The organism is Paenibacillus pectinilyticus, from assembly GCF_001700435.1.
Classification (GTDB): domain Bacteria; phylum Bacillota; class Bacilli; order Paenibacillales; family NBRC-103111; genus Paenibacillus_E; species Paenibacillus_E pectinilyticus.
The window spans coordinates 339,259-364,510 of record NZ_LYPC01000011.1; the positions used below are offsets into that span (position 1 = coordinate 339,259).

The 25,252-nt window shown below is 45.6% G+C and carries 21 protein-coding genes; 10 read left to right on the plus strand and 11 right to left on the minus strand.

Annotation, left to right across the window (positions count from 1 at the left end):
• Window positions 1–17 precede the first annotated feature (17 nt).
• Window positions 18–698, minus strand: a complete 681-nt coding sequence (locus A8709_RS05275; RefSeq protein ID WP_065851123.1) for a DUF4956 domain-containing protein — start codon at window positions 696–698, stop codon at window positions 18–20.
• Entirely contained in the window at window positions 695–1,441 is a 747-nt protein-coding gene (locus A8709_RS05280) for a polyphosphate polymerase domain-containing protein (RefSeq protein ID WP_065851124.1), read from the minus strand. The genes A8709_RS05275 and A8709_RS05280 overlap by 4 nt, the downstream gene beginning before the upstream one ends.
• Before the next feature lie 200 nt (window positions 1,442–1,641).
• Between A8709_RS05280 and A8709_RS05285 the strand changes: the two genes are divergently transcribed.
• The 5 genes from A8709_RS05285 to A8709_RS05305 all read left to right on the plus strand — a co-directional run bounded on the left by A8709_RS05285 (window position 1,642) and on the right by A8709_RS05305 (window position 6,197).
• Window positions 1,642–2,319, plus strand: a complete 678-nt coding sequence (locus A8709_RS05285; RefSeq protein WP_065851125.1) for a response regulator transcription factor — start codon at window positions 1,642–1,644, stop codon at window positions 2,317–2,319.
• On the plus strand, window positions 2,319–3,590 hold the full coding sequence (locus tag A8709_RS05290) for a sensor histidine kinase (protein ID WP_065851126.1): 1,272 nt from the start codon (window positions 2,319–2,321) through the stop codon (window positions 3,588–3,590). The genes A8709_RS05285 and A8709_RS05290 overlap by 1 nt, the downstream gene beginning before the upstream one ends.
• A gap of 187 nt (window positions 3,591–3,777) precedes the next feature.
• Complete coding sequence (locus A8709_RS05295; protein WP_065851127.1) at window positions 3,778–4,176, plus strand: VOC family protein; 399 nt, start codon at window positions 3,778–3,780, stop codon at window positions 4,174–4,176.
• Complete coding sequence (locus A8709_RS05300; protein ID WP_065851128.1) at window positions 4,173–4,622, plus strand: MarR family winged helix-turn-helix transcriptional regulator; 450 nt, start codon at window positions 4,173–4,175, stop codon at window positions 4,620–4,622. Before A8709_RS05295 ends, A8709_RS05300 begins: the two co-directional genes overlap by 4 nt.
• 108 nt (window positions 4,623–4,730) lie before the next feature.
• Window positions 4,731–6,197, plus strand: coding sequence for a methyl-accepting chemotaxis protein (locus tag A8709_RS05305; RefSeq protein ID WP_065851129.1), 1,467 nt, complete (start codon window positions 4,731–4,733; stop codon window positions 6,195–6,197).
• Window positions 6,198–6,476: 279 nt separating this feature from the next.
• Here the strand turns inward: A8709_RS05305 and A8709_RS05310 are convergent, their stop codons facing one another.
• Window positions 6,477–8,705: an MMPL family transporter gene (locus A8709_RS05310; RefSeq protein ID WP_065851130.1), complete on the minus strand. Its 2,229-nt coding sequence runs from the start codon at window positions 8,703–8,705 to the stop codon at window positions 6,477–6,479.
• Between the two features lie 165 nt (window positions 8,706–8,870).
• Here A8709_RS05310 and A8709_RS05315 point away from each other — a divergent pair, with 165 nt between their 5' ends.
• Window positions 8,871–9,557, plus strand: coding sequence for a response regulator transcription factor (locus A8709_RS05315; RefSeq protein WP_065851131.1), 687 nt, complete (start codon window positions 8,871–8,873; stop codon window positions 9,555–9,557).
• The gene (locus A8709_RS05320; RefSeq protein WP_065851132.1) at window positions 9,554–10,666 is read left to right on the plus strand and encodes a sensor histidine kinase; all 1,113 of its coding nucleotides are present in this window, start codon (window positions 9,554–9,556) and stop codon (window positions 10,664–10,666) included. Before A8709_RS05315 ends, A8709_RS05320 begins: the two co-directional genes overlap by 4 nt.
• 118 nt (window positions 10,667–10,784) lie before the next feature.
• Here A8709_RS05320 and A8709_RS05325 read toward each other — a convergent pair whose 3' ends face one another.
• The 6 genes from A8709_RS05325 to A8709_RS05350 form a co-directional block, all read right to left on the minus strand.
• Window positions 10,785–12,917: a chitobiase/beta-hexosaminidase C-terminal domain-containing protein gene (locus A8709_RS05325; RefSeq protein ID WP_065851133.1), complete on the minus strand. Its 2,133-nt coding sequence runs from the start codon at window positions 12,915–12,917 to the stop codon at window positions 10,785–10,787.
• A gap of 122 nt (window positions 12,918–13,039) precedes the next feature.
• The gene (locus A8709_RS05330) at window positions 13,040–13,672 is read right to left on the minus strand and encodes a response regulator transcription factor (RefSeq protein ID WP_065851134.1); all 633 of its coding nucleotides are present in this window, start codon (window positions 13,670–13,672) and stop codon (window positions 13,040–13,042) included.
• Window positions 13,673–13,675: 3 nt separating this feature from the next.
• Window positions 13,676–14,905 (minus strand): sensor histidine kinase, encoded by a 1,230-nt coding sequence (locus tag A8709_RS05335; protein ID WP_065851135.1) that lies wholly within the window; start codon window positions 14,903–14,905, stop codon window positions 13,676–13,678.
• A 217-nt stretch (window positions 14,906–15,122) separates the two neighbouring features.
• On the minus strand, window positions 15,123–19,502 hold the full coding sequence (locus A8709_RS33995) for an RCC1 domain-containing protein (RefSeq protein WP_065851136.1): 4,380 nt from the start codon (window positions 19,500–19,502) through the stop codon (window positions 15,123–15,125).
• Between the two features lie 168 nt (window positions 19,503–19,670).
• The gene (locus A8709_RS05345) at window positions 19,671–20,861 is read right to left on the minus strand and encodes an epoxide hydrolase family protein (protein ID WP_084224685.1); all 1,191 of its coding nucleotides are present in this window, start codon (window positions 20,859–20,861) and stop codon (window positions 19,671–19,673) included.
• Between the two features lie 85 nt (window positions 20,862–20,946).
• The gene (locus A8709_RS05350; protein WP_065851137.1) at window positions 20,947–21,342 is read right to left on the minus strand and encodes a MarR family winged helix-turn-helix transcriptional regulator; all 396 of its coding nucleotides are present in this window, start codon (window positions 21,340–21,342) and stop codon (window positions 20,947–20,949) included.
• Between the two features lie 143 nt (window positions 21,343–21,485).
• Between A8709_RS05350 and A8709_RS05355 the strand changes: the two genes are divergently transcribed.
• From A8709_RS05355 to wrbA, 3 genes are all read left to right on the plus strand, one after another.
• Window positions 21,486–22,361 (plus strand): helix-turn-helix domain-containing protein, encoded by an 876-nt coding sequence (locus tag A8709_RS05355; RefSeq protein ID WP_167357006.1) that lies wholly within the window; start codon window positions 21,486–21,488, stop codon window positions 22,359–22,361.
• Between the two features lie 209 nt (window positions 22,362–22,570).
• Window positions 22,571–22,987 (plus strand): nuclear transport factor 2 family protein, encoded by a 417-nt coding sequence (locus A8709_RS05360; protein ID WP_065851138.1) that lies wholly within the window; start codon window positions 22,571–22,573, stop codon window positions 22,985–22,987.
• Between the two features lie 26 nt (window positions 22,988–23,013).
• Window positions 23,014–23,628, plus strand: coding sequence for an NAD(P)H:quinone oxidoreductase (gene wrbA, locus A8709_RS05365; protein ID WP_065851139.1), 615 nt, complete (start codon window positions 23,014–23,016; stop codon window positions 23,626–23,628).
• Between the two features lie 90 nt (window positions 23,629–23,718).
• Here wrbA and A8709_RS05370 read toward each other — a convergent pair whose 3' ends face one another.
• The gene (locus tag A8709_RS05370) at window positions 23,719–24,255 is read right to left on the minus strand and encodes a VanZ family protein (protein ID WP_065851140.1); all 537 of its coding nucleotides are present in this window, start codon (window positions 24,253–24,255) and stop codon (window positions 23,719–23,721) included.
• Between the two features lie 37 nt (window positions 24,256–24,292).
• Window positions 24,293–25,159 (minus strand): VanY-A/VanY-F/VanY-M family D-Ala-D-Ala carboxypeptidase, encoded by an 867-nt coding sequence (gene vanY, locus A8709_RS05375; RefSeq protein WP_065851141.1) that lies wholly within the window; start codon window positions 25,157–25,159, stop codon window positions 24,293–24,295.
• Between the last annotated feature and the right edge of the window lie 93 nt (window positions 25,160–25,252).

A 25,252-nucleotide genomic window follows, 5' to 3' on the forward strand; every position in this document is an offset into this window, starting at 1 on the left:
TCTCTGATTTGCGGATTTTAATATTCAGTCGTCGTTGGATTCATCGTTAACGTAATATCTAAGTTACCGTTTCGGCATCTAACAGCGTCTAAGAATTCCTTTTGACTCGTCAGATGGTCGATGGTCACGATATAGACAAGCTCATACAGACTGCCCAGCTCGGTTGTGCGAACTTTTTTCAACTCATACGGAATGTCAAACATCTTGAAAACCTCATCGAAGGCTTCCTCGTACCCTAAATTCTCAGGAATCGTTACTTTCAGCAGCTTTTGTGTCGCTTTTTTGGCGCCGAAATTCGTCACTTTCAGGACAAACATCAAGATACAAAGGATTAGCGTAAACAGTACCGCATAGCCAAACGACCCAACGCCGCAGGCAAGACCGGCCGCCATCGTGAACAAGACGAACGAGATGTCCTTCGGATCTCCTGGCGCACTTCGGAACCGAATGATCGAGAAGGCACCGGCAAGACTGAATGCTCTGGCGATATTGCTGCCAATCAATAGGATGATAATCGCCACAATCACGGGCAGCACGATCATGGTTAAAGTGAAGCTTTGCGTGTACGCTGTTTGTGTCTTCATGTAAGTGAAACTGATCATCGCGCCAAGCACGATGGCAATAATGATAGTTAACAGGGCATTCGCAAGCGTTAATTCCGTGCCGGCTGTGACCTGGGCAAAAATAGAATCGATCATAATTGGATCCTCTCCCCCGCGATTTGCTGCGTCGCATTCATTCGCATTTTCTTGTATTCATTGCCATACTTCGAGAAGCTTGTACGGTACATCTGATGCTCCGAGAGCATGCGGGACAGCCAGAGCGGGATCGTTTTCTCCGCCTTCACTTCCATCAACCATTGTCCGCGGCTGAGTAACTGCTCCCCGTGGTCCCCGCTCTCCAGCTTAAGATCAACGCGTCTGGACCGAATGTTCGTATCGAACGTAATCCGCAAATCCCGGTTTTCCTTATAGAACATTGCAATCCGGTCGTACGCCAGATACACTTTCGGCACCAAGTCATACCGTCCGAGGAAATACTTAATTTCTTGGATGACTTGCTTGTTCATATAGTCTTGGTATTCTGGCTCCACGCCTGTTCGTACGAAATCATACGACTCCTTCAGTTTCAGCGCTGTTCTCCGCTTGTTCACAAGGCCAAATACCTTCTTCTTCAGCTCCAGATACACCTTAGCGTCCTCTTCGGGTACACCGTAGGCTCTAATCCGCAGTTTTTCTCGATATTTCGGTTTAGCTAGACTATTTCGGATTAAAGAATCATGCTCGGTATCAAAGTAAATGTTGCTGATGCTATAGAATTTATCATTTTTGTTATAGGCGTCTAGCTCCATATAGGTCAGTAGTTGATTGTATAAGGTGTAAAAAGCTTTGGTATCCATCAGATACTTGCTTTCATATCGGTTAAACACTTCAATCGCCATCAGGTCTGCCTCCTTTTCGTTTGCGTTGCTGCCGTTGCCATGACTGTATCTTAGCCTTCGAACCTTTAGTGAAACTTAAATTATGTTGTTTTCGTAAATGTGCAGGTAAGTGCTACTATTAAGGTTGATTAAAGGTTCCGTGCCTATAATGAAGCCATCCAATCGAAAACGCGATTCTGATCACCAAAGGGGGAAACGGCATGCGAATATTAATCGTAGAAGATGAGGTTCATTTAGCCGAAGCTTTAACTCAAATTCTCAAAAAACACAACTACTCCGTCGACGCTGTCCATGATGGCCAGTCTGGGCTGGATAACGCGCTAAGCGGTATATATGATTTACTGTTGCTCGACATTATGTTGCCAGAGATGGATGGAATCACGATCCTGAAGACACTGCGCAGCCAAGGGGTCTCTACACCGGTCATTTTACTAACGGCTAAGGGGGAGATTTCAGATAAAATTACGGGACTGGATTACGGCGCCGACGACTATGTGGCCAAACCGTTCTCGACGGAAGAGCTGTTGGCTCGCATTCGCGCGGCGTTAAGACGCAAAGGGGACGTCATGCCAGAGGATGGACTACGGTACGGAGACATCGAATTGCATACAGGTAATCTAAAGCTGACGTGCAAGGGCAAGGAATTGAAGTTGATTTTAAAAGAAAGTGAATTACTCGAGCTGCTCATGACCAGGAAAAATGCAGTCACTTCGAAGGAACAGATCATCGAGAAGCTCTGGGGCTTCGATTCGGAGGTGGAGCATAACAACGTAGAGGTTTATATCTCATTTTTACGAAAAAAGCTCACATTCCTACAAGCATCGGTCCGAATTAACACGCTTAGAGGTATCGGTTATGTCCTGGAGGTGACTTCGTAATGTTCCGGAAGCTTCGCAATCGGTTTCTGATCGTGAATCTCGTTATCATCACTTGCATGATGCTCGTATCCTTTGCTTCTATCTACTTCATCACTTATCAAAATGTGCATAACGGCATCGATATGGAGATCCATCGCGTGTCCGAGTTCTACTTCAAGCCTGACGGCGGCAAAATGGGCAATCCACAGGCTGGACCCGGCGGTGGCAATCATCCGCAACAGAATGGTAAAGGCGATATGAGCCCACCGGCAGAGCGTTCCGTTTCTTTCTTGCTGCAAGCGGATGCACAATGGAAACTGACGGCTACGAACTCCCGTTTTGATATGGACGCCGACTTCTATGACCTAGCCCTGCAGAAAGCCTCCTACGGGGCAAAGGATAACGGCCAGTTTACACTTGAGGGCACCCGTTGGGCTTATATGGTACAAAAGAATGGCACAGGCTATTCCGTTATATACCTCGACGTCACGGCCCAGCAGACCATTATCACGAATCTCGTGTATACGTTCATTCTGGTTGGATTCTTTATGCTCATCCTTATTTTCTTTACGAGCCGATACTTCGCTAACCGATCTATTGCTCCTGTCAAAGAGGCGTTCCATCGACAAAAGCAATTCATTGCTGATGCTTCTCACGAGTTGAAAACGCCTCTGGCCGTGATCAACACCAATGCCGATGTGCTTTTATCGAACAGTGAAGATACCATAGAGAGTCAGTCCAAATGGCTGCATCGCATCAAATCCGAAACCGAGCGTATGAAGACGCTCACGAACGACCTCCTCTATCTCACCGAAATGGATGATGCCAGGGCTAGCATGATTTATACCCCGTTCAATGTGAGCGAGTCTGTTGAAAGCGTCCTTCTCACGATGGAAGCCGTTGTGTTCGAGAAGGACATTTCACTCACGTATGAGATTGAACCGGGCTTAACCCTGCACGGCAATAGTGAGCAAATGAAGCAGGTCGTCATGATTCTATTAGATAACGCCATCAAATATACGAACCCGAAAGGGGCGATCTCGCTCACTTTTAAGAAGCACCATCATGATCGTCTGCTTACGGTGACGAATACCGGGGCGGGTATTGCGCCGGAGCATTTGGAGCGGATCTTCGACCGCTTCTACCGTGCTGACGCGTCTCGCTCGAGGAAGAATGGCGGTTACGGTCTGGGACTCGCAATCGCGAAATCGATTGTCGAGCAGCATAAGGGGAAGATTTCTGCGAAAAGTGTGCCCGGAGAGACGACTTCGTTTATGGTGCAGTTGCCGTAGCGTGTGTTAGGCATGAGAAAAAGGGATGCTTCAAAGTCAAATTGACTTTGAGGACATCCCTTTCTTCTATGCGTAGATCATCGCTCAACGCTTGCTGAGATGATGTTGTTTTTCTCCCTCGAGGCGTCTAGAATTAAGCATAACGAATAGCCCATTTCTGGCTTATAGAAGGAGGAGTCTTTCTACGATGAGTATAAATACGCAGCGATCCACAGTGCCACCCTCAGCTTCCATCGCACCTTGGCTTTCCGTGAACAACGTCGCAGCTGCTGCTGATTTTTACAAGATCGCCTTCGGAGCAAGCGAGTTGGAACGGCTTGAAGATGATAACGGAAATTTGATTATCACGAACTTATCGATTCTCGGAGCCGATTTCTGGCTGCAGGAAGATCCTGATTTCAGCACGGCTTATGTCAAACAGGGTTCATTTCGCCTGATTGTTACCGTACAAGATCCGGACACCCTGTTCGGACAAGCCCTTGCCGCTGGAGCAACCGAAATTGCGCCCATGAATGACAGCCACGGCTGGCGAATCGGCCGCCTGATGGATCCATTTGGCTACCATTGGGAGATTGGTGTCCGATGAGCTCAAGTATGGATGGCCTGCAAATGATGGAATACGAAATCGCGGTTTTCATCCGCCGCGCCGAAGCCGCTCGCATTGCTTATTTAAACTATAAGGACTTCGACCGCTCTATTTATCTTCTTCTTTTCCACCTCCATGAGCATGGGCCGCAAGGGATCAAAACGCTCGCTGAGTCGTATCAACTTGATATTTCTACTGCCAGCAGGCAAACTACCTCACTGGAGTCCAAGGGCTATGTCGTACGCACGACGGATCCCAAGGATGCAAGAGTAAGTCTGTTGCAGATCACTCCGTTAGGACTAGATCAGCTTCTCCAGATGCGGCAAGCTCGGCAGGATTTTTACCAACATTTATTAACAGATTGGTCGGAAGAAGAGCGTTTGATGTTCGGCGAACTGCTGCACAAATTCAATCGAACAGCGGAGCAATATCGCAGCGGGAACTGATCGGACAGGAGCCTCCAGGCATCATAAAGAATTGACAAATATATGTAAAAGCATGCGGTTCTATGATATCATCTTTACGTAACTTTATACGGAAAAGGTGGACGAATGATGAATTATTTGGAAACACTGCACCGCCGTAACAAACTGCTTGTGAATATCATTTGGGGAATGTTGGTGCTTGGTTTAGCCGTTGACCTCCTGACTGCATCGGGCATGGATTCGATCATTGTCTTGCTCGTAGTTGGGACTTTAACCTGCGGTATGGCCACCCTCCTTACTTACAAACGCTGGCTTACTACTTACATCATGTACATCATATCTGCCATTATCACGTTATTGACGTGGTTATTAATTCTGACTGGACCGATTTTCACAACCTATCTCCTTGTTTATGTGAATCTAGCCATTATGACTTTGTATTGCAGCTCACGCGCTATAGCGTTCTCCAGCCTCTTGGGCGTCATTCTGACGGCCTACTTCTTCCTAAGCCCCTACAAAACAGACATCTTTGGCGACAACGACATGGTCAATATGTATATGTATCTAGCTTTAATCGCTGTACCACTGTTCGTATCTACGAAATTCAGTGAGAAACTGCAACATGCTATCATTTCCGAACGGGAGCAAGCCGTCTCTGAGAAAAACAAATCCGTCGATTTGGTTAATCTCGTTTCCTCCTCTCTCGTCCTGCTGACTGAATTCAGCTCGAATCTGAAACAGAACGCGACAGCGACAGGTACAATTTCCAAAGAGGTCACCCTGGCCTTCGGAGAAATTACTGCCAGTACGGAAACACAGACGTCCAGCATTACGGACATCAGCGAGTCGATTCGGCAGATCGAACAATCCGTTACTTCACTTGCTGCCCGCTCCACGGAAATGAGAGATTTATCTGTTAACTCTGCTCAGTTGACGAAGGTTGGCAGTGAAGAGGCCGAATCCCTCGATATACAAATGCAGAGCGCTCACGAGACCATCGACTCGTCCGTTCAGCTCATGAATGAGCTGGACAGCCAGAACTCCCATATTAGTAATATCGTAGCAACGATTAAGCATATTTCAACGCAGACGAACCTGCTGGCGCTGAATGCAGCCATTGAGGCAGCTCGCGCTGGTGAGCATGGAAGAGGATTCGCCGTCGTTTCCAACGAAATCCGCAAGCTGGCTGAAACGTCGCAGCAATCGACTGAGCAGATCGAACGCATTCTCGGCGACATCCGCTCCAAAACGACACAGGCCGCTGAACAAGTCTTGCACGGTCAGCAATCTGTGGCGAACGGCAGCGTGGCGGCTCAGAAAGTCGTGCAGGTGATGCGCTCCTTGGCTTCCGACGCCAACAATCTGGAGAATCAATCCACGCATGTTGAGCAATCCGCTGATAAGCTTCACCATCAATACACGAGAATCACGGATCAGATCGTCACGATTGCCGGTATTACCGAAGAAAACATGGCATCCATTCAGGAAATGTCCGCCAGCATGACTACACAAGACAGCCGAATCAGCGACATTCTGGAAAGTTTCTTGCAACTAGATACCTTAACTTCCGATCTTAATAAGATGACGAAGCGGTAGGTTACCGAATTAGAAAAAGACGAGCCCCAAGTTAGGTTGGGAAGCTCGTCTTTTTTTTGTTCTTTTTATTTAGGGATATGTTCATACGTGATAGAACACGTATTCTGAGATGTTATTTCCCACCCTTATTGCTGCTTTGATCTTGTGTGCGTGTAGTTGTGTTCTTTCTTGATTGTCCTTGCTGTTTGTGACCTTCAGACATAGTGTTCACTCCTTCAGATGCAAGTTTTGGATGTAGCCTGATTATTATAAACATCTGGCTAGAATTGATACGATCCATTAAACGTTAGCATCCGACACTTGCGTTCCCTCATCCGACACGTCACGGCGTCCTGGCCAGAACACCCATCGACCTAGCAATAACGTAATTGCAGGCACAACAAACGGCCGCACAACGAATGTGTCGAGCAATAACCCGAGCGCAGTGATCACGCCAACCTGCACCAGGATTTGGATCGGCATCGATGCGAGTACAGCGAAGGTGCCTGCCAGAATCAGTCCCGCAGAACTAATGACCGAGCTTGTCTCACCCACGCCTTCTCGGATGGCCTGTTTGAGCGGCAGTGATTTACTTTTGCGCCAAATGCTCGAGATCATGAAGATATTGTAATCCTCGCCTAGCGCCACTAAGAATACGAAAGCGTAAATCGGAATCGGGCCTTGCATGGCCGCCGAGCCATACAAATAATGAATAACCAGCCACCCTAAACCAAGAGCCGCACAGTAGGACAAAAGCACCGTGCCAATGAGGTAAATCGTTGCGATCACGGATCGCAGATACACGAATAGTAACAGCATAATGAGCCCAATAATCATGGGAAAAACAACGCGCATATCCCGCTCCGTGGTGATCTTGGTGTCGTACTGCTGCGCAGTCTGACCTGCAATCCACACGTGATCCAACGGCGCTTGCACACCACTTGTTTGGAGTGCTTCTACAGCGGCCTGACGCAGATCAGGGATATGCCGCATCGCTTCCATCGCATACGGATTCATCTTCAACTGAATATCGTAAGCAACGATTTGCGCATTATGCTGGCCAGCCTGAGGGCTGGACACTTGGGCTACATAAGGTAATGCAGCCAGTTTTTGAGCCATCGGCACATCCTTGCCCTGCGTATCGATGATCACCTTGATGGGCGCAAGCTGCCCCGGTGAGAATTGTTTCTCAATCTTTGCAAATCCTTCGCGCGACGCCATATTCTTCGGAAAAGAGGAGAGCATATCATACGTGAACTTGATTTGTGTTGCACATAACGCGGCTCCGCCGAGTACAATCGCCGCGATAGAGATAATCAGCCATGGCCGCTTGATGACAAGCGCACCCATGCGGTTGCGCGGTGCTTGCTCCTGCAGCGGGGCTGGTTTCCCCTTTTGCCTAGCGAGATCGGCCTCCATCTCTCCTGTCTTAGGAATAAACGGCCAAAAGGAGCCTCGCCCGATGATAGCGAGCATCGCCGGAACTAACGTCAAGCTAGCCAACCCCATAATAAGAATGGCCACGCTGAAAGGTACTGCAAACCGCTGGAAGGTGCCATATTCCGCCGCCAATAACGTGATTAAGGAGAGTACGACAGTGAAGCCGCTCATCGCGATTGCCCCCGAAGAATCGAACATTGCGCTGCGTAATGCTTTGGTTTTGTCTCCCTCCGTCTTAAGCAGCTGCCTGAATCTGGAGATGAGGAATAGACAATAATCCGTCCCTGCTCCAAAAAGGAGTACCGTCATAATGGACGTTCCCTGCGTCTCCACCGTTATCCAACCTTCTCCTGCCATCCACCCTAGCAACGGAGTTATCACCAAGTAAGCAATCCCTACGGCAAGCAACGGAATGAGTGCTAAGACCGGCGAACGGTAAATAAGCAGCAACAACACAAGCACCAATAGCACTGTCCCGATCATAACCGGAAGATCCGCGTTACCGAATAGGGCATCCGCATCGATGCCAATTCCCACAGGGCCTGTTACTCTAGCGCTCAATTCACTTTGTGAATCGGCAGCTGCTTGAAATGGATCCGCGCCAAAAATAGTTTTGGCAATCTCCTGCACCGCCAGCACGCTTTCCTTCATCTGACCTTCATCCGTCTGCCTATTGAACATAATTGGTAGAATTAGTGTGCTTCCGTCCTTCGACAGCTGCTCTCTCACCTTCTGTGACGGCATCTGATGCAGCGGAATGATCGAGGTTTGGCCAGGAACAGGCTGTGCCGACAGCATCTCCGTAAGCTTAAGTACGTGTTGCAAATCAGCGTCGGTTAACCCTGTTTCGCGGTGCCATACGACCAGAGCGGGAATATCCGAGCCACTCGGAAACTCCACTTCGGAAACAAGATTCGCCTGAACCGATGGCTTCGTACTGCTTAAATTCGGCGCGTTATTCACAACTTGTTTATTAACCGCAGGTAGAAATAAGCTAAGCATACCTGCGGCAACCAGCCAAACGAGGAATGTCACCCATTTACTTTTTCGCCCCGTTACCCACTTACTAAGACTATATGTGCGATTCATATGCCATCATCTCCCTATTTGCTTGTTGAAACTGACTCCAACCAATCTAACAAGCAAATGTGGTGAACTTATGGAGATTGTCTATCGTTTATGTGGTAACGAGGATTTCCCGTCTTGGGCGTGTATAATATGGCGTATAAGCAGCGAAAGCAGTGGAGGTTAACCGTGGAAAATACCATTCTTGTCGTAGATGATGAAGCGAAAATTCGAGATATTCTCGTCCCCTTTTTGAAAGAGGAAGGATTCCGTGTCCTTACTGCCGGTACAGGCAAACAAGCCCTGCAAATGGCTCAAAGCGATAAGCCAGATTTGGTTGTTCTGGATTGGATGCTCCCCGAAATGAGCGGCATTGACGTCTGTCGTGAGCTGCGGAAATTAAGTCAAATCGGCATTATCATGCTGACAGCGAAAACGGAAGAAATCGACAAAATCGTTGGGCTTGAAGTCGGTGCGGATGATTATTTAACAAAGCCTTTTAGCTTGCGGGAACTGTCCGCTAGAATCCGCTCGGTACTGCGCCGGACACATGGACATGTGGAACAAACCCCATTCCTGCAGCGGGGCACGCTCACGATATCCGAATCGAGCTGCCAGGTTTGGAAAGATGGCAATGAGCTCTCGCTAACGCCGACCGAGTTCAAGCTTCTACTGACACTAGCAGCCAAACCAGGCATTGTGTACAGCAGGCTGCAGCTGTTACAAGCGGCTATGGAGGATGATTTCTTAAATTATGAGCGTACCGTCGATACTCATATCAGTCATTTGCGCAAAAAAATAGAAGACGACCCGGCGAATCCGTCCTATATTCTAACTGCCTATGGATTTGGCTATAAATTCGGTGGCTCATTATGAGTGTTAGGACCAAATTGTTCGGTGCTATGGCTATTCTCATTCTTTTTGTCGGGGTTGCTTACTTGGCTAGCTCACAAGGATATCTACGGAACCATCTGCCTGATCTCGTTGCCGCCTTGGAACAGGAAAGCCTTGATCATCAGGGCTGGCCGCATGCAGCCGAGCTGGAGCAAGGTATGTATACCACGATGATGCATGTCGCATTCAAGGTGATCGGCGTATTCTCTGTCATCGCACTGCTGATAGGTTATTGGTTGTCGCGCGTCCTGACATCTCCGCTGAATCAACTAACAGCGGCCATCAGCCGCATTGGCAAAGGCGATTTGAGCACCGTCATTCCCATTACAACTCAGGATGAGTACGGGAAAGTCGCAGAAGCGTTGAATTGGATGACGGCAAGCTTAGCCCGCTCCGAGGAAGTAAGGAAACATCTCGTTGCCGATGTCGCACATGAACTGCGTACGCCGCTGACCATCCTCCAGGGGAAGTTTGAGCTCATTCAGCACAGCGGCAAAGCCGTGGAGCCCGAAATGCTGCTGCCTATGCAGGACGAAGTAATCCGCCTGAACCAACTGGTCAATGACCTGCATCAATTGTCGTTGGCCGAAGCCGGCAAGCTGCCGCTGGATCGCAAGCGGACAGATCTGTTCACCTTGCTGAACAAGTTGGTCGATTTATTTCAATCCGAGGTCGAGGAAGCTGGTATCGAACTCAGGCTCGACGCTACCACGACAAACTGTGAGCTTGAAGTAGATCCTCACCGCATGACCCAGGTATTCTATAATTTGATCGGAAACGCGATCCGTTACACGCCTTCTGGTGGACAAATCACCGTTCAGTTGGCTGAGCACGTGAATACCACGCGGGATGAGCTGGTTATCCGTATTTCTGATACGGGGAGGGGTATATCAGCTAAGCATTTGCCCTTCTTGTTTGACCGGTTCTACCGCGTAGAGGATGATCGATCACGGGGGAGCGGCGGCATGGGACTGGGGCTTGCGATTACCAAGCAATTCGTTGAAGCCCATGGCGGATTCATCGAGGTCGCAAGTGAGGTTGGCGAGGGAACGAAGGTTACGGTTTATTTGCCGCGCGGTGTGCACATTTAAGAGCGCTAGGACACTCTTTTTATGAGTCATTCCATGACATGAAAATACATCAAAAACCCCCTGAACAAAAGTGTTCAGGGGTTCTGTGGTTGTTTTGGCACACTTTTACAGGTGTGATTTATCTGGGCATCGATGAAAGTTGACTTAACAACAGCTTCACATCGTCACCATCAAATACGCCATCAAGGTTTACGTCCATATGCCGTTCAGGATTGCTCGCGATTAATGCAATGTCATCTACACCAATCAGTTGATCCAGCGTAAGATCTAGCTGCTTGAACGTAATGATCGATCTAGCTGTAATGGCATTGTTCAAATGAACCGCGCTTGTTCGAAACGCTCCGCGCTGTATGTCGACGGCAACTGAGGTTGCATCCAGTATGACAGGCGAGGAGAACATAAGTACAATCGTTTGATGACTCGGATCACTTAGATCATAGTAAGCTTCTGAGGCTGTGACTCCCTCGCCATTTACATGAAGTTGGAAAAGATTTCGCTGCAGTAAGTAGCTAATATCCAATGGGGATGCAACTTTAATAGTGACTTCATTGCCCGACCCATTGCTAAAGGTAGCTAGCACAGGAACGTCTGCCAGGGTGCTTTCCAGCTCAATGATGGCTGATTCTGCATCGGTTAATTTACTTAGTAATAAATTGGTGACCAACTGCTTTTGATTACTAGTGAGTTTATCATAAGCCGCACGTATCGTCTGAATGGAATCACTGTCGGATAATCGCACATCATAACGGGATGGCAAATTCGTCATGGCTGAAATAATCGGTTCCGCCGCTGCCTGAGAGGCATTAAAGAAAACCTCGAATTCAACCAGACCAACATAAGCATTTCCTTTATTCAATGTTAACTTAATTTGACTTGATGTGATTGCATGAAAGTTAACTGTATTTACAGTATTTTCTTTAGATGCTCCATCCTTATTGCTTACTGCCGCAGGTGTTTCCGGTGTTTTACTTTGATTGGGAACTTCACTCCAACCGTTACCATTCCAATATTCAACAGTATAACTAGATGGAGCTTGTACACCTCCGCCATCATTAAATACGTATAACTTGATCTGATTAAATAACTTCGGCGCCCCAAAATTATACACTAACGAATCTGATGAATTTCCGGAACTCCAATTAGTCCAGCGATCATGCGCCCCATCTGAAAAGTCGAATATGCCATTCACCGTTTTCTGTCCATCATCTTCACCATGCCCACAACATGTATACGAAGCTGTCACTTGTGGATAGCCGGTCACACTTGAATATAAAGCAAGGTTAACATCAGCGTCATCTAGTAACGTAATGGATGTAGAGTAAGATTCGCTTCGGTTGCCAGCAGCATCCTTCAATTTTACGTATATAGTCTTCTGTCCCGCGCCCGGTGGCAACGTATAGAGTTTGTTCTGGTTGTAGGGCTCCCATTCGGACCAAATCTCCAGATCATCTGAGAATTGCATGTACGCTGCGCCTGTGCCTAGGTCGTCTATGGCTAACCTGACTTCGTTATCATATGTACGTTGAACGCCACCGACGATCGCAGCCCTTACAGCTGGCGGTGATGTATCGATATTCACTATCATCGGCTCAGAGCTCGATGAATTTCCAGCAGCATCTGTTGCATATGCGGAAATCGTCCGAGTCGAGGTTAAAACAAAGGGATTTGTATATTCCGAAGGATTATCTCCCCACATTTGGTATCTTTTATCTACCGTATCTGACGAATAGGTAATGGTTACGGTTACTTGACCTACTGGGTCTGTAGTGGATAATGTAATCACCGGAGCCTGCGGAGCAACCGTATCGATCTCAATGTTTGAATGCGCGCTTAATGCTGGTAGTTCTGTTGAAAGATTGGCATTCGTGCCATCCTCCGCTTGATAGATACTACCGCCATTCAAAGTAAGGGCATTGCTGCTTACCCAATCCAAATTGGTCGTATTTTGGCCTGTTTGTGGGATATAGGTAAAGATGAGTGTATCCGTACCGCTACCCGACGTATAATTGGCTATCCCTCCGCTATTCAATGCAATTGAAGGGACACCTGTCACGGTCATTGCGGTATCGTACGTAACACGAATAGCAATCTCTTTGCCAGCATTATAGGCCCCATTACCGTTTAGTGATGTCACTGAAACAATTTGTGGAATGGGCGGTGCCGGATCGGCCTTTGAGCTGAAAGGAACCACAAGCCATAAACATATAAAAATGAATGAAGCCAACAGTCCCCGTTTACCAAGAGTGAACAAATCATTTCCCCCTACTACTTCCAATTACTTGAATTATAACATGAACCCCATCATCGAAGTAGGTCTTTATTCCTATATATTTTATGAAGACATACACTCTTGTCCATTTTTTGACATTATATTTATACTAGTATGTTTAATTCCTTCGCACGTTGTATTGCTTGTATCCGATTATTTACATCTAGCTTTCTGTACACATTTTTAATATGAGATTTCACAGTTTCAGCCGCGATGTTCATCTGAACGCCGATTTCCTTATTCGTCAATCCGTCTGTCACTAAGTGAAGGGTTCTGATCTCTTGATCCGTCAGAGAAACAATTGCAACCCCTTTCTTTCTTTTTGACAAAATTGGATACTCCATTGTTGACGCAACGGGTACAATTGTCTTTTTCATCTGGGTTTTCCTGATTTTATCCCATGTCATCAATAGCCGCTGTGCCGTTACAGGCTTCATCAGATAGTCGAGTGCATGTGTTTCAAAAGCTTGCACAGCATAATGATCATAACCCGTTACGAAGACCACATCGATAGACGCATTGAGATTAGATAACAAGTTGGAAAACCGCATGCCATTGATTTCCGGCATATAAATATCAAGAAATGCAATATCAATCGGATTTGTTTTGACAAATTCATAGGCTTCCAACGGGTTCATAAACGTATGACAGTCGCCAACTTCACCACTTTCTATAAGTAACTTCTTCATACGTTTCAACGATAATTCTTCATCATCCACAATAATGGCGTGCAGCATATGTTAACCTCCACTTGGCATAATAGGTCTTATGGGGATGTCGAAGTATACCTTGGTCCCTCTCCCCTCCATGCTTTCAATGCGAATACCCTGCCCGTAAAGTAGCTTGATCCGCTGATTTAAGTTCCATAACCCAATTCCCGTACCTTGTTTCTTACCATTCGGGTTCCATATTTCCCTCATGCCGGTTGCCGTCATGCCTATCCCATTGTCCTCTACGACAAAACGAACGACACTATCCGTTTCTTTTTTGATAGATATGTTCACAGTCCCTCCTCGTAAGGTTGTCATTAAACCATGCTTAATGGAATTTTCCACTAAAGGTTGCAGAACTAGCGGGGGAATCCACATATCCAGATGCGTATCCACATCATACGCCACATTTAATCTGGCCCCAAAACGCGCCTTCTCAATATTCAAATAAGTTTTGACCAACTCCAACTCGTTATCGATAGTCGTTAAGGCATCCATTTGTTTAAAATTAAAGCTGCTTTTCATATATTGCGATAGATCTAGTGTTAATGCTTCTGCTTTTTGGGGTTCATCAATGCATAATGCGGCAATTGAATTCAGGGAGTTATATAAGAAGTGAGGTTTAATTTGGGAACGTAAAAAGGAGATTTCCGCGTCCTTCGCGGTTGTTTGCAGTTGCTGATTTTCCAAAAGGATCTCTTTAATGGTCTCGTTTAATGATATAAATAGCCAAACAGTTGTTGCAGTCATACAGACATAAATACCATTGATCAGCAGAAACTGAATGGAAATCCCCCTAATCAATGACCCTGAAGTTACGCCCATAAGACAATAAAACATGGAAAGGAGCAGGGCTAGTCGTATTCTTTTCTTCTTGGTTGCTTTTAGGAATGAATTCTGGCACATAAGGATGGCCGGCATACTAACTACAAGGGTTATGGCTGTTGTATAGAAGCCCAAATCAACACCAAGATATATGCGATATATGATGATCGTCACTGTTAGGAATAGACCTGTTTTCCAACCACCGTACAAGGTCCCTAGTAATAACGGAACTATTCTGATATCCAAACGAATTTTGGAGGTAACATACGCTGGAAAAGACATGCAAAGAACAATCGCTATCGCCAATAGAACAGCCTGAAGGATATTGCTACTTCTCCATCTCCTCTCATGTTTCGCACCAAGCAATGTTTGGAAAGTGAATACTAAGGTTGCAATCAACGCTAACTGCAGCAGAAAGTCTTTGACTATGTTCATACGCGTTGAATCACCTTCTAACTCTATCGGATTTTTCTTAATTTTAATCAACAATATTTTTAATAATTCGACATTTTATTTCAAATGCCTGTACGATTCAACATTAGAAATATTGGAAAATTATAATAGCAAAAGGTTCCCCTTCCAGTAGAGTAATCTACCAGAAAGGCAACCCCTATTTTCATACTCTTTTTCATAAAAGATGGTGTTGCTTGTGCTACGCTGGATTTACTATCTGAATATCCGCTGAGGGCGCAGATATGTTTCCTGCTGCATCCACCGCGTATAACACATAAGTGCCCACAGACTCACCGTACATGTATAAATAGCCAGTAACATTCGCAGCAGATACAGCCCCTATATTGTTTCCAGCGGCTGACTTAATACTGTTCAGATCCGTAATGTTTTGTGATTTTAATACCAAATACAAATTTGTGACTTCATTGCTTGAAGCAGTAATTTGTGTAAATCCTGGAAAGAGCGTAGCATATCCTATGAATGAAACGGTTGGAGCCGTTCTATCGATACTAAAATGTAGATATTGGACGATATTTAAACTATTATTACTGGTTGAGGTTGTCGTTATCTTCAACGTATAATTGCCTTCTGATGTAATTGAGGTCCTATTTGTATAGGCAACCTCACCCTGGCCGTTCGTATTTAACGTTGCTGTGCTAGAGGTATTTGGTGCGTCTACCCATGTTGGATTTATGGATTCTACTCCTCGATAGGATACGCCCTCAGTAACACCAGAAACTGCTACTGCTAATGGTGTTGCTGGGTCATTAAATAGATTGAAGTTAGCAACCTTGCTTGGTGTAGACCGACTGGAAATTTCACCACTTCCGAGAAGGCCATTCGTAGCGGAACCCCATGTCCAAAGATCACCATTGGACCGTAATGCAATGCTTGTGGCTCCTTCACCACCGGTAATTGCCATAACATTGGTTAGATCACTTACCGTTAGAGAAGGCGCCCGATTATCACCCGTGATATTCCCTAACCTACCCTCTTCATTATAGCCCCATGAGTACATCTTGCCTTGATCGTCTATTGCAAAAGAATAGTAATTCCCTGCTCCAATTCGAGTAATGTTAGATAAACTTGTCACTTCATATGGAACTAATTGATTAATATGATCTGTTCCGTTACCAATTTGTCCCATATCATTGAAACCCCACGTATAAACAGCGCCCGTTACACTTAATGCCACGGTATGTTGATTCCCATTTTTGATATCAACGATAGCCGGCAGTCCCTCAACTTGAACTGGAGATTTTTTATCTATAATTGTTCCGTCACCAAGCTGTCCATGATCGTTAGCTCCCCAAGCCCAGACAGTTCCATCCGCCTTTAAGGCAATGCCTACATCAGACCATTCGCCTCGAACGGCTATGACATGATCTAAGCCCTGAACTTGAGTAGGCGTTTCATAAATTGTAAATTTCCACACAGTACCGTCGCTTTTGACAGCAAGGATATAAGATCCCTCTGCAGAAATGGATACGACATGATCAATGCCAGCAATTTGTTTAGGACCAGTTAAATCGTAGTAGCCCCACTTCCAAATATGCCCATCAGCTGTTAACGATGCCGTATATCCTTCGCCTGCTTGCACAGCTATGATATTCGCAGGCAGGTTAGGAACTGCGTATATTTGTGTACGAGGCGTTTGCGTCCCGTCTCCAATTTGCCCGCCATAGTTATAACCCCACGTATAGACTTGACCATTTGTAGCTAGCGTGGCGATATGTGCTTGGCTTTCAGAAATCCGATTTGTTGGCAAAATGGAAATGGCTTGGACGACATAGCTCACTCCTGCCGAGTACACACTGGACTGACCTGATGCAGCTACGGACTTTACTTTTAGCGTATGCGTCCCCACTGTTAAGGGGTCAATGGCAAGTGTTAATGACGTTCCTGTAGCCAGGCCAGAGCCAACCTCAGTCGTGCCATCTGTATCATAGACAGTGACACTGCTACCAGCTACTAGATCTGCAATCGTGATCATCGGTAAATGATTAGACAGACTGCCATCCACAGTAAAAGTAGGAACGGGAACAATAATGGCTGCTTGGAAGGCTTCAGTCGCTGATGCTAGTACTGTAATGGCCGCATCCACATCATTCTGTGTTGCTATGGAAGATGTTTGCACAGCAGATGCTGCTGCGATTGCACTTTCATAAGCGTCATGCGCTTCTTGCGAAACTTTCCCTGTCTCAAACCCCACCGTGTGATTGCTAAGCAACGTAGTTGCTTGAGAGATGGCGGTAATTAAATCTGATTTGTCAGCTGGCGGCACTTCATTGGCATCATTTACATCCTCAATCATCCCAAATATTTTATCTGCCGTATCAAGGTCGCCGGCCTGTGCAGCAAGAATAGCATTCCTATAGAAGGTTGAATTAACGGGAATAGCATTATTTCTTCCAGTTGCTGTATTTAGAACGTTAACCAAGTCGATATCTTCCCCATGATAAGCTTCAATCGTTGCAATGGCTGCTGCTTGGGCTGCAGGATCGCCCGATAGTCTAACCACTTGAACCGAGTAGATGTCATAATACGATCTATCCGCATAGTAGACGTAAATTTGCACTTCATTTGAGCCTACTTCAAGCTGCTTAGTATCATCTTCGTAATTTAAATGTATCGTTGATCCCGCGTTCATCGGTGTAGCTGTTATTAATGTGCTCGTTACATTAAACGGTACAGTCGCTGTATAACTCCAAATATCTGGCGAAAAACCTGGAATCAAGGTGACATCGCTTAACTGTAAGGCAAGCAATCGACCATCTTTACTCGTGGTATCCTTTAATACGGTTACCTCAAACTCTTTTGTTTGGGGTGTTCCTGCGTCTTTCGTGATCGTCGCTATCAAATGAACGGTACAATTACCATCCGCAAAAGCAGGACGTGTAACTACACCTGTATTCGCAATGACTGCCGTGTTATCTGAACTCCAGGCAATGGTTGTACTATTAGATCCTCTTGTACTCAAACTCAAGTCTGCTATTACCGCAGTTAATGCTGAGTTCGTACTACGAATTGTATCTGCTGTCAGCAGCGCTTTCGCCGCTGTGATAGCTTCATCCGCCGTTTCTTGAGACGGAGGTGTTGGTGTTGGTGTTGATGTTGGTGTTGATGTTGGTGTTGGTGTTGGTGTTGGCGTTGGTGTCGGCGTTGGCGTCGGTGTTGGTGTCGGCGTTGGCGTCGGTGTCAGCGTTGGCGTTGGTGTCGGCGTTGGTGTCGGCGTTGATGTCGTTGGTGCTGACGTCGGCGTCGGTGTTGGTGCAGTTGTATCTGTCGTTTTGGTAGGAGGTGTCTCAAAAGTAGAACCACCTATATTCATCGTTGCCAGCACAATCGTACCTTTACCTAGCATTTTAACGATAGCATCTAGAACAAGATCATTGATCTTCGCTCCCTCGCTAAGATTAAGTACCATCCCCGTTGAATTCGATGTTGCATTCATTTTCTGAATCGTACCTTCAGGCATATCAATTTGTAATTGCTGTGAGCTCACATTCACCGTATTAAAAGACCCTGCCAAAGTAACCTTTGAGCCCGCTGGAAGTGATGAACTGATATTGACATTACCAAAGCCATTCCCTGTTGAATTGGATTCTTTCAGAATAGCGGGGGACTTTACACTGACTAAAGCAACTGTCGTGGTTCCCTCGGAGACGATACGCACTGTACCCGTCCCAGACTTCTTGTCAATAATAATGTCAACGAGTACGGAGTTATCAAAATGGATACTGTTCTCGCCACCGCCTTGTACGGTAACTTTACCAGTGACTTTAACATTCTCCAAGAACGCATCGCCATTGCCAATGCCTTCTGCTAATAAGAGATCACCGTTAATGACCATATTCCGAAGTGTGACACCTGCAACATTCACTGTTACATTCTTATTAATTGTCTCCACGCCAGTTTCCGGACCGTATGTGCCTGCGGCTTGATAGGCCACGGTTTGTGCCGCTTGGGCGCGATCTAGGGTAACAACGGCTTCCGCGCGTGTAATAGGCGCCGATGGTTTAAAGCTATGATCAGCTTCATACCCATTCATGATTTGCGATGCCACCACTTCCTTGATGGCGTCTTTACTCCAAGCTGCCATTTGGTTAGCATCTATGAAAGCTACCGTTGTGGTGCCAGCTGACACGTCCAATTTCAATAATCGGCTTACGATTACAGCTACCTCTTCGCGGCTAATCGGTTTATTGATACCAATCGTTCCATCCGAATAACCCGTGATATAACCGGCTTTAACCGCTTTAGCTACTTCAGAATGTGCCCAATTATCTTTGGCCACATCACTGAATGCAATTTCCGACATTTCTGTAAATCCAAACGAGCGATTAATTAAAGCGATAAATTCCGCTCTTGTTATCTGATTATCCGGCCTGAAACTGCCGTCCTCATATCCTTTAATGAACCCTTTATCGATCCATGCAGAAATTTTACTTGCTGCCCAATGTCCTTGAACATCCGATGTCACGGCTGCAGTTGCACCGAATGCAACACCAAATGATGAAAATAATAAGCTTGCCATAATGATTATCGATAGCAGCTTTTTGACGAGTAAATTCCTCATTTAATCTCCCCCTTATATGGTGCTTCTGTCACGATATAATCACACCCCCCTAACTATATCCCTTATAATTCGACAAAAAAATCCCCCATTCGGGGGATACGTATGTGTAGGTGGCATCAGATTTTGACGGTAGATTCAGAATAAATTAGTAGATAGCCACCCTTCCTCTTAGTTATAATAGGCCTCACGCAAGTCAGAGGCGACAATAGTCGGTTCCTCCCATTCCAAAAAGTGCCCACCGCAGTCGAGCTGGTTCCATCGTACAATGTTGATACTGCGTTCTGCCCACTCACGCGGCATAAGGAACATATCTTGACCAGCCAACAACATGCTCGTAGGAATTTTCACATCCACACTAAATGTTTGGCTGCGGGTGCATTCGGCATAAAGCCGCATAGACGATGCGATTGTCTCCGTCACCCAATAAATGGTCAAATTTGTTAGTAGGCGGTCGCGTCCATAACGAGCTACGAAATCTTCAGGACGATCGGTCCAACCATGAAACTTCTCCAAAATCCATGAAGCTAGCCCGGCAGGGGAATCGTTAAGAGGTACGGCAACTGTCTGTGGTTTCGTAGCTTGAAGCAACGCATATGCCCATTCTGATTGCATCCAAGCTGCAGCATTCGCAATGAATTCCTTTTCAGCAGCACTGCTGTCTTCAGGCACTTCCGATACAATCAGATTAGTCCCTGAGAAATGCAAGCCGATCAACTCTTCAGGATGCTGTTCAGCTATATGCATGAGAACACCTTGCCCCATATCACTTCCTCTTCCAATATAACGCTCATAACCCAAAACCTCAGTCATTAAAGTTGAAAGGATGCTAGCCATTCGTGCTATATCCATGCCTGCTTCTTGTGGGCGCCCTGAGAACCCGTAACCAGGCAGGCAAGGAATAATTACATCAAATGCTTGATCCGACTGTCCCCCATATGCTGCCGGATTCGAAAGCATAGGTGCAATCTCCGTCATCTGCACGAAGGAGCTTGGCCATCCGTGAAGCATAAGCAGCGGTTTAGCAGCTGGCCCTTGTCCGCGCAGATGAATAAAGTGAATCTCTACGCCATCGATCGTCGTCATAAATTGAGGAAGTTCGTTCAGAGCTCTCTCTTGTTCACGCCAATCAAAACCATTCCCCCAATATTCAACCAACTCACGCAGCACGACATCATCCGTTCCATAACTCCATCCGGATCCTTCAATGCGGTCAGGCCAGCGCGTTTCTTTGAGGCGACTAAAAAGATTATCTAAGACCTTCTGCTCAATTGATATTTGAAACGGATGCGGAGCAGTAAATGTCAGAGTCTTTGTTTGATTTGCGGGTGGCATACTTTCGGCATCATTAGTGAATTTCATAAATAAGCACCTTCGATTCTTTATATTTGCGTGCGCACGCACATAAATATATCAAGCATCTCTCACTCTGTCAATACGATTAATTTCAAGTAAGAGAAAATGTCATTTTTTCCTTGTTACCCTGAAGGACATCCTCTATAATTTGCGTTATTTCTGGCAACGTTCCTTTGTAGTCAACTCTTCCCTGTTCGGAAAGCCTCACTACTGTACTCCTACGATCTGAGTCTCCCGATCTTTTTTCAATCGTATTGCAAGTCTCCAAACGTGCAACAAGGCGTGATACAGCGCTATGACTCAAATTAACTGACCGGCTCAATTGGTCAATAGTAAGCCCTACTCCATCATCTTTATCAAGGACAGAAATAACAGCGAACTCACTTATTGTTAATGCATAACGAGCCCTCAACAATTTTTCTAATCGCTGATTCAAAGTCCCATGCAGTTCGTCTAGTGCCATCCACGTTTGTATTGCTTTATTCATATCCCTACTCCACCTAACATTTCATGATCATTTTATTCTACCATATCATCTATCCTACAGAGACAGCAAGCGAGCATCTGTTTACAGGATGTCGATGTCTCATGCTATACTTTATTTATATAACAACTGTTCGGAGGGATACAATGAATAAGGGCCTAAAGGACTTTTCGAACATTGGCGCGCATTTGGCACTAACTAGTGATGAGCTTAACTGGCCGCGAATACGGCTTATGCAATGGGATCACATTTCACCTAATCAAGCATACGATTCATCTTTAAGTACCGATCATATCATTACGATCCATGGTTCGGAAGAACCCGTGAAACTTCAAGCCTTCCATCAATTTAATACTCTAAATGGATTTACCCGAGCAGGCGACATTCAGGTACTCCCTGCTGGGCACAAGGCGCATTGTCAGTGGTCTCAAACTCTTTCTTTTTTGAAAATAGAAATCAAACCTCACGTCTTAGATGAAGTCGCCGAAGAATCAGGATTTACATGGTCCGGTCATCTGAATTTAGAACATAAATTTCTTGTTCAGGATTTCAAACTGCTGCAATTCAGTGAATGGATGCTGGAAGAAATACGCAACGAAGGCTCAAACGGCAAGCTGTACCGTGATTCCTTAACGAATATGACAATCATTCATCTGCTTCAGCATTACACAACAGGTTTAGAGAAACGCTTACCTCCAGGAAGTACAACAAATAAGCAGATTTCAGTAGTAATTGCCTACCTGCAGGAGCATTTGGAACGTGACGTTCCTCTTGCCGAATTAGCCGCAGTTGCGCATCTGAGCCCCTCTCATCTCATTCGACTCTTTAAACAAGCTACAAGTCTAACCCCGCACCAATATTTGATCCAGCTGCGGGTCGAGCATGCTAAAGTTCTAATCAAGTGTGGAAAACTCAGAATGAAAGACATTGCCGCACAGACCGGCTTTGCCGATCAAGGTCACTTCACAAAGCTGTTCAAGCGAGTGACGGGGGTTACGCCAGTCCAATATGCTGCTCGTTAAATCATAATTCCATCAAAGTTACCCCTAACGCCAGGCAATGAAATCTCTCATTGTGCTGGTTTTTTTATTTTCTAAAAAGGGATGTGAATGGAGTCATTTTATACAAATTACAAGTCTTTTTGTTCAATACTCTACCCAGTTGAAGGACTTAAACTAGGTGTATAGCTGCTAATCGCTGCTTACACATCAATCGAAAAGAGGGATCCTGTATGGATGGAGCGCAAATTATTAGATCTTTATTACTAGCTGAGGCCAGTCAAGATATTCAAGCGATGGCTGACAAGCTGGCGGATAACATTGTATACGAGACACCTTTTGTCTTGCCGGGAGTGCCTAATCGGATTGAAGGCAAAGAACAGCTGATCCAGCTTTTGACACAGTTTATCGGGAAGGATCAAGGCATGTATGCAACGTGGAATATTTTCAATATCAACGTATATCCTGCCGAAGAACCTAATCTCTTCTTTGCTGATATGCAAGCTAAAGGCACCGTATCTAGTAACGGCCATGTGTATGAGCAGTCCTATATGAGCGTATTTCGCATTCAGTCTGGGCGTGTGATTGAGTGGCGGGAATATTTTAATCCACTACCGCTCCAGGCAGCGATCGCATCCCTTCAAGTTTAATTTTACATAGGAGAGGAAGAAAACAAATGAGCACTGTCCATTTAACAATTTTATATTATAGTTCCACAGGAACCAACTACACCATGGCCCAAACAGCTGCGGCTGCGGCATCTGAACTAGGAGCAGAAGTACGTGTTGTACGTGTAGCGGAACTTGCGCCACAAGAAGTAATTGCCTCTAATCTTGCTTGGAAAGCCCACGTGGAGAAGGCCACGTCTGTGCCTATCGCTACGTTAGACGACATTGGATGGGCAGATGCGGTTATCATTAGCACACCGACTCGTTTCGGTAATGTTGCATCTCAATTAAAACAATTTCTAGATACGACGGGATCTCTCTGGGCACAAGGTAAACTTACGAATAAAGTCGTCTCGGCTATGACCAGCGCCAGCAATTTGCACGGAGGCCAGGAAGCAACAGTGTTATCGCTGTATACGAGCATGTACCATTGGGGAGCTATTGTGGTAGCGCCAGGTTATACTGATTCTTCAATTGCCGCCGCTGGAGGAAATCCTTATGGCACTAGCTTGACTGTGGATATAGATGGGAAGTTTGATATCAACGGACTAGAAGCTGTTAAACATCAGGCGAGACGTGTTGTTACCGTTGCAGGGGCTCTTAAAAAGGGATTTAACGTGTAAACTCCACTGCCGACTAAAGTTTAAATAGAAAACCCAGTATCTATGTTATACAGAAGGAAGACCATCCTGTGTTTCGGGTGGTTTTCCCTTTTAAGAAAATGACGCAAACCTACTCGGATGCCCCGACGGGCTGTCACTGTCTGGCATATTGTTTCTTCCCATCAGCTTATATATACCGTAGCCCAGTATCCCCCCACTGACATTTAGAATGAGATCATCCACATCAAAGCTGCCCATCGAAAAAACAAGCTGCAAGCATTCTAAACTTAAACTCAATCCCAAGGATCGCATGAATATTCCGCTAAGTGTCATCCTTCTGTTGTGCGACATCAGAAGAAGTAAAATTCCGAACGGTATGAACAGCGCAATATTTCCAAACAAGTTGATAACATCATGGTTGGTGAGCCTTTCTATATTCATCGAGATAGATTCAAAGGGAGTAAAATTGGCTAGCTGCAAGCGATTTTTGAAATAACCAGGATACTCCAATCCTCTCTGAAGTTGGTGCCACAGGAACGTGATATCTATCGAATCGAACTTAAACAGAATAATTTTAAATACCGCATATATATAAATAGCAAATATGGCAGGCACGACGATGTCATCCCGTACTTTGGCTTGTTTCATTCTATTTCTTCACCTTCCTACGATTCAGGGGTACAAACTATGGGAGCACTGTCACAATGACGCCATCCATATTGTTGCCAGATATCTCATACTGACGATGGTTAGGCACATGGATGGTCGTATTTTGGGAAACAGGATAATAAGTAATCTCGTATTTCTTGCCATTGACTGTCGTCGAGACATGCTTTTGTTCCTTCAAAAACGCTAAATATTGTTCCAAACTGAAATTCTTTTCTTGCATAATCACACTGTGAGGCAGCCCTACATATCGAAAATGCCAAGGCTCATATTGAATACCTGTTATAGCCGTCTTATCCTTCGGATAACGTAAAATAAACCCGTAATTCCAAGCGTTTTTGGTCAGCCACTTACCTTCGGGCGCTTGATTCATCTCTGATTGCGTAGACCCAATATCGAGTGCCAAACCTAGGTTATGTTCGCTATAGCCCGCTGGCAAAGCATAATCAGGTCCCATTTCTTTATAGAGCTGACCTTGCTCTTTGTTATCTCGATAACCACTGTTAATCATAAAATGGTTGATCCCATCTTTAGCTGCCGAACTCATCATACTGCCAAATCTCTGGGCCACACTTTGCGACAACTGAACCTTATTATCCAGCAAGCCATATCCCTGAACCAGCTCCTTATGCTGATACAAATTGACCACATCCCCTTTTAAACCGGAAGAGTGGACGGGATACTCCGCATTAATCAATACGAGGTTACCTTGATAAATCTGTTCTTTGCCTACTTTTATCGATGTATCATTGCTTGGGGAAGTTAGCACTTGCGTGTCTCTTTCTACTCTACCTGGGTCACCGACTATATCTCCCGTTGGCTTCTGTTGAATGGCTTCATAACCTAGCAACACGAGTATGACAAGCCAAAAAACCCACTTCTTCATCTTCAGTTCCCTCCTTAACCTTGTGTGCGTGCATTAAGAATAAGGAAAACTGTTTAAATCAGAAGTGGGTCAAACTTAAAGTTTTTCTTAAAT

Excerpts from the sequence above, each read along its gene's own strand:
- A8709_RS05290 (WP_065851126.1), top strand. The coding sequence starts at position 2,319 with ATGTTCCGGAAGCTTCGCAATCGGTTTCTGATCGTGAATCTCGTTATC.
- A8709_RS05350 (WP_065851137.1), bottom strand. The coding sequence starts at position 21,342 with ATGAATAAAGCAATACAAACGTGGATGGCACTAGACGAACTGCATGGG.
- A8709_RS05300 (WP_065851128.1), top strand. The coding sequence starts at position 4,173 with ATGAGCTCAAGTATGGATGGCCTGCAAATGATGGAATACGAAATCGCG.
- A8709_RS05370 (WP_065851140.1), bottom strand. The coding sequence starts at position 24,255 with ATGAAACAAGCCAAAGTACGGGATGACATCGTCGTGCCTGCCATATTT.
- A8709_RS05285 (WP_065851125.1), top strand. The coding sequence starts at position 1,642 with ATGCGAATATTAATCGTAGAAGATGAGGTTCATTTAGCCGAAGCTTTA.
- A8709_RS05360 (WP_065851138.1), top strand. The coding sequence starts at position 22,571 with ATGGATGGAGCGCAAATTATTAGATCTTTATTACTAGCTGAGGCCAGT.
- wrbA (WP_065851139.1), top strand. The coding sequence starts at position 23,014 with ATGAGCACTGTCCATTTAACAATTTTATATTATAGTTCCACAGGAACC.
- A8709_RS05355 (WP_167357006.1), top strand. The coding sequence starts at position 21,486 with ATGAATAAGGGCCTAAAGGACTTTTCGAACATTGGCGCGCATTTGGCA.
- vanY (WP_065851141.1), bottom strand. The coding sequence starts at position 25,159 with ATGAAGAAGTGGGTTTTTTGGCTTGTCATACTCGTGTTGCTAGGTTAT.
- A8709_RS05295 (WP_065851127.1), top strand. The coding sequence starts at position 3,778 with ATGAGTATAAATACGCAGCGATCCACAGTGCCACCCTCAGCTTCCATC.
- A8709_RS05280 (WP_065851124.1), bottom strand. The coding sequence starts at position 1,441 with ATGGCGATTGAAGTGTTTAACCGATATGAAAGCAAGTATCTGATGGAT.
- A8709_RS33995 (WP_065851136.1), bottom strand. The coding sequence starts at position 19,502 with ATGAGGAATTTACTCGTCAAAAAGCTGCTATCGATAATCATTATGGCA.
- A8709_RS05275 (WP_065851123.1), bottom strand. The coding sequence starts at position 698 with ATGATCGATTCTATTTTTGCCCAGGTCACAGCCGGCACGGAATTAACG.
- A8709_RS05335 (WP_065851135.1), bottom strand. The coding sequence starts at position 14,905 with ATGAACATAGTCAAAGACTTTCTGCTGCAGTTAGCGTTGATTGCAACC.
- A8709_RS05320 (WP_065851132.1), top strand. The coding sequence starts at position 9,554 with ATGAGTGTTAGGACCAAATTGTTCGGTGCTATGGCTATTCTCATTCTT.
- A8709_RS05345 (WP_084224685.1), bottom strand. The coding sequence starts at position 20,861 with ATGAAATTCACTAATGATGCCGAAAGTATGCCACCCGCAAATCAAACA.
- A8709_RS05305 (WP_065851129.1), top strand. The coding sequence starts at position 4,731 with ATGAATTATTTGGAAACACTGCACCGCCGTAACAAACTGCTTGTGAAT.
- A8709_RS05310 (WP_065851130.1), bottom strand. The coding sequence starts at position 8,705 with ATGAATCGCACATATAGTCTTAGTAAGTGGGTAACGGGGCGAAAAAGT.
- A8709_RS05330 (WP_065851134.1), bottom strand. The coding sequence starts at position 13,672 with ATGCTGCACGCCATTATTGTGGATGATGAAGAATTATCGTTGAAACGT.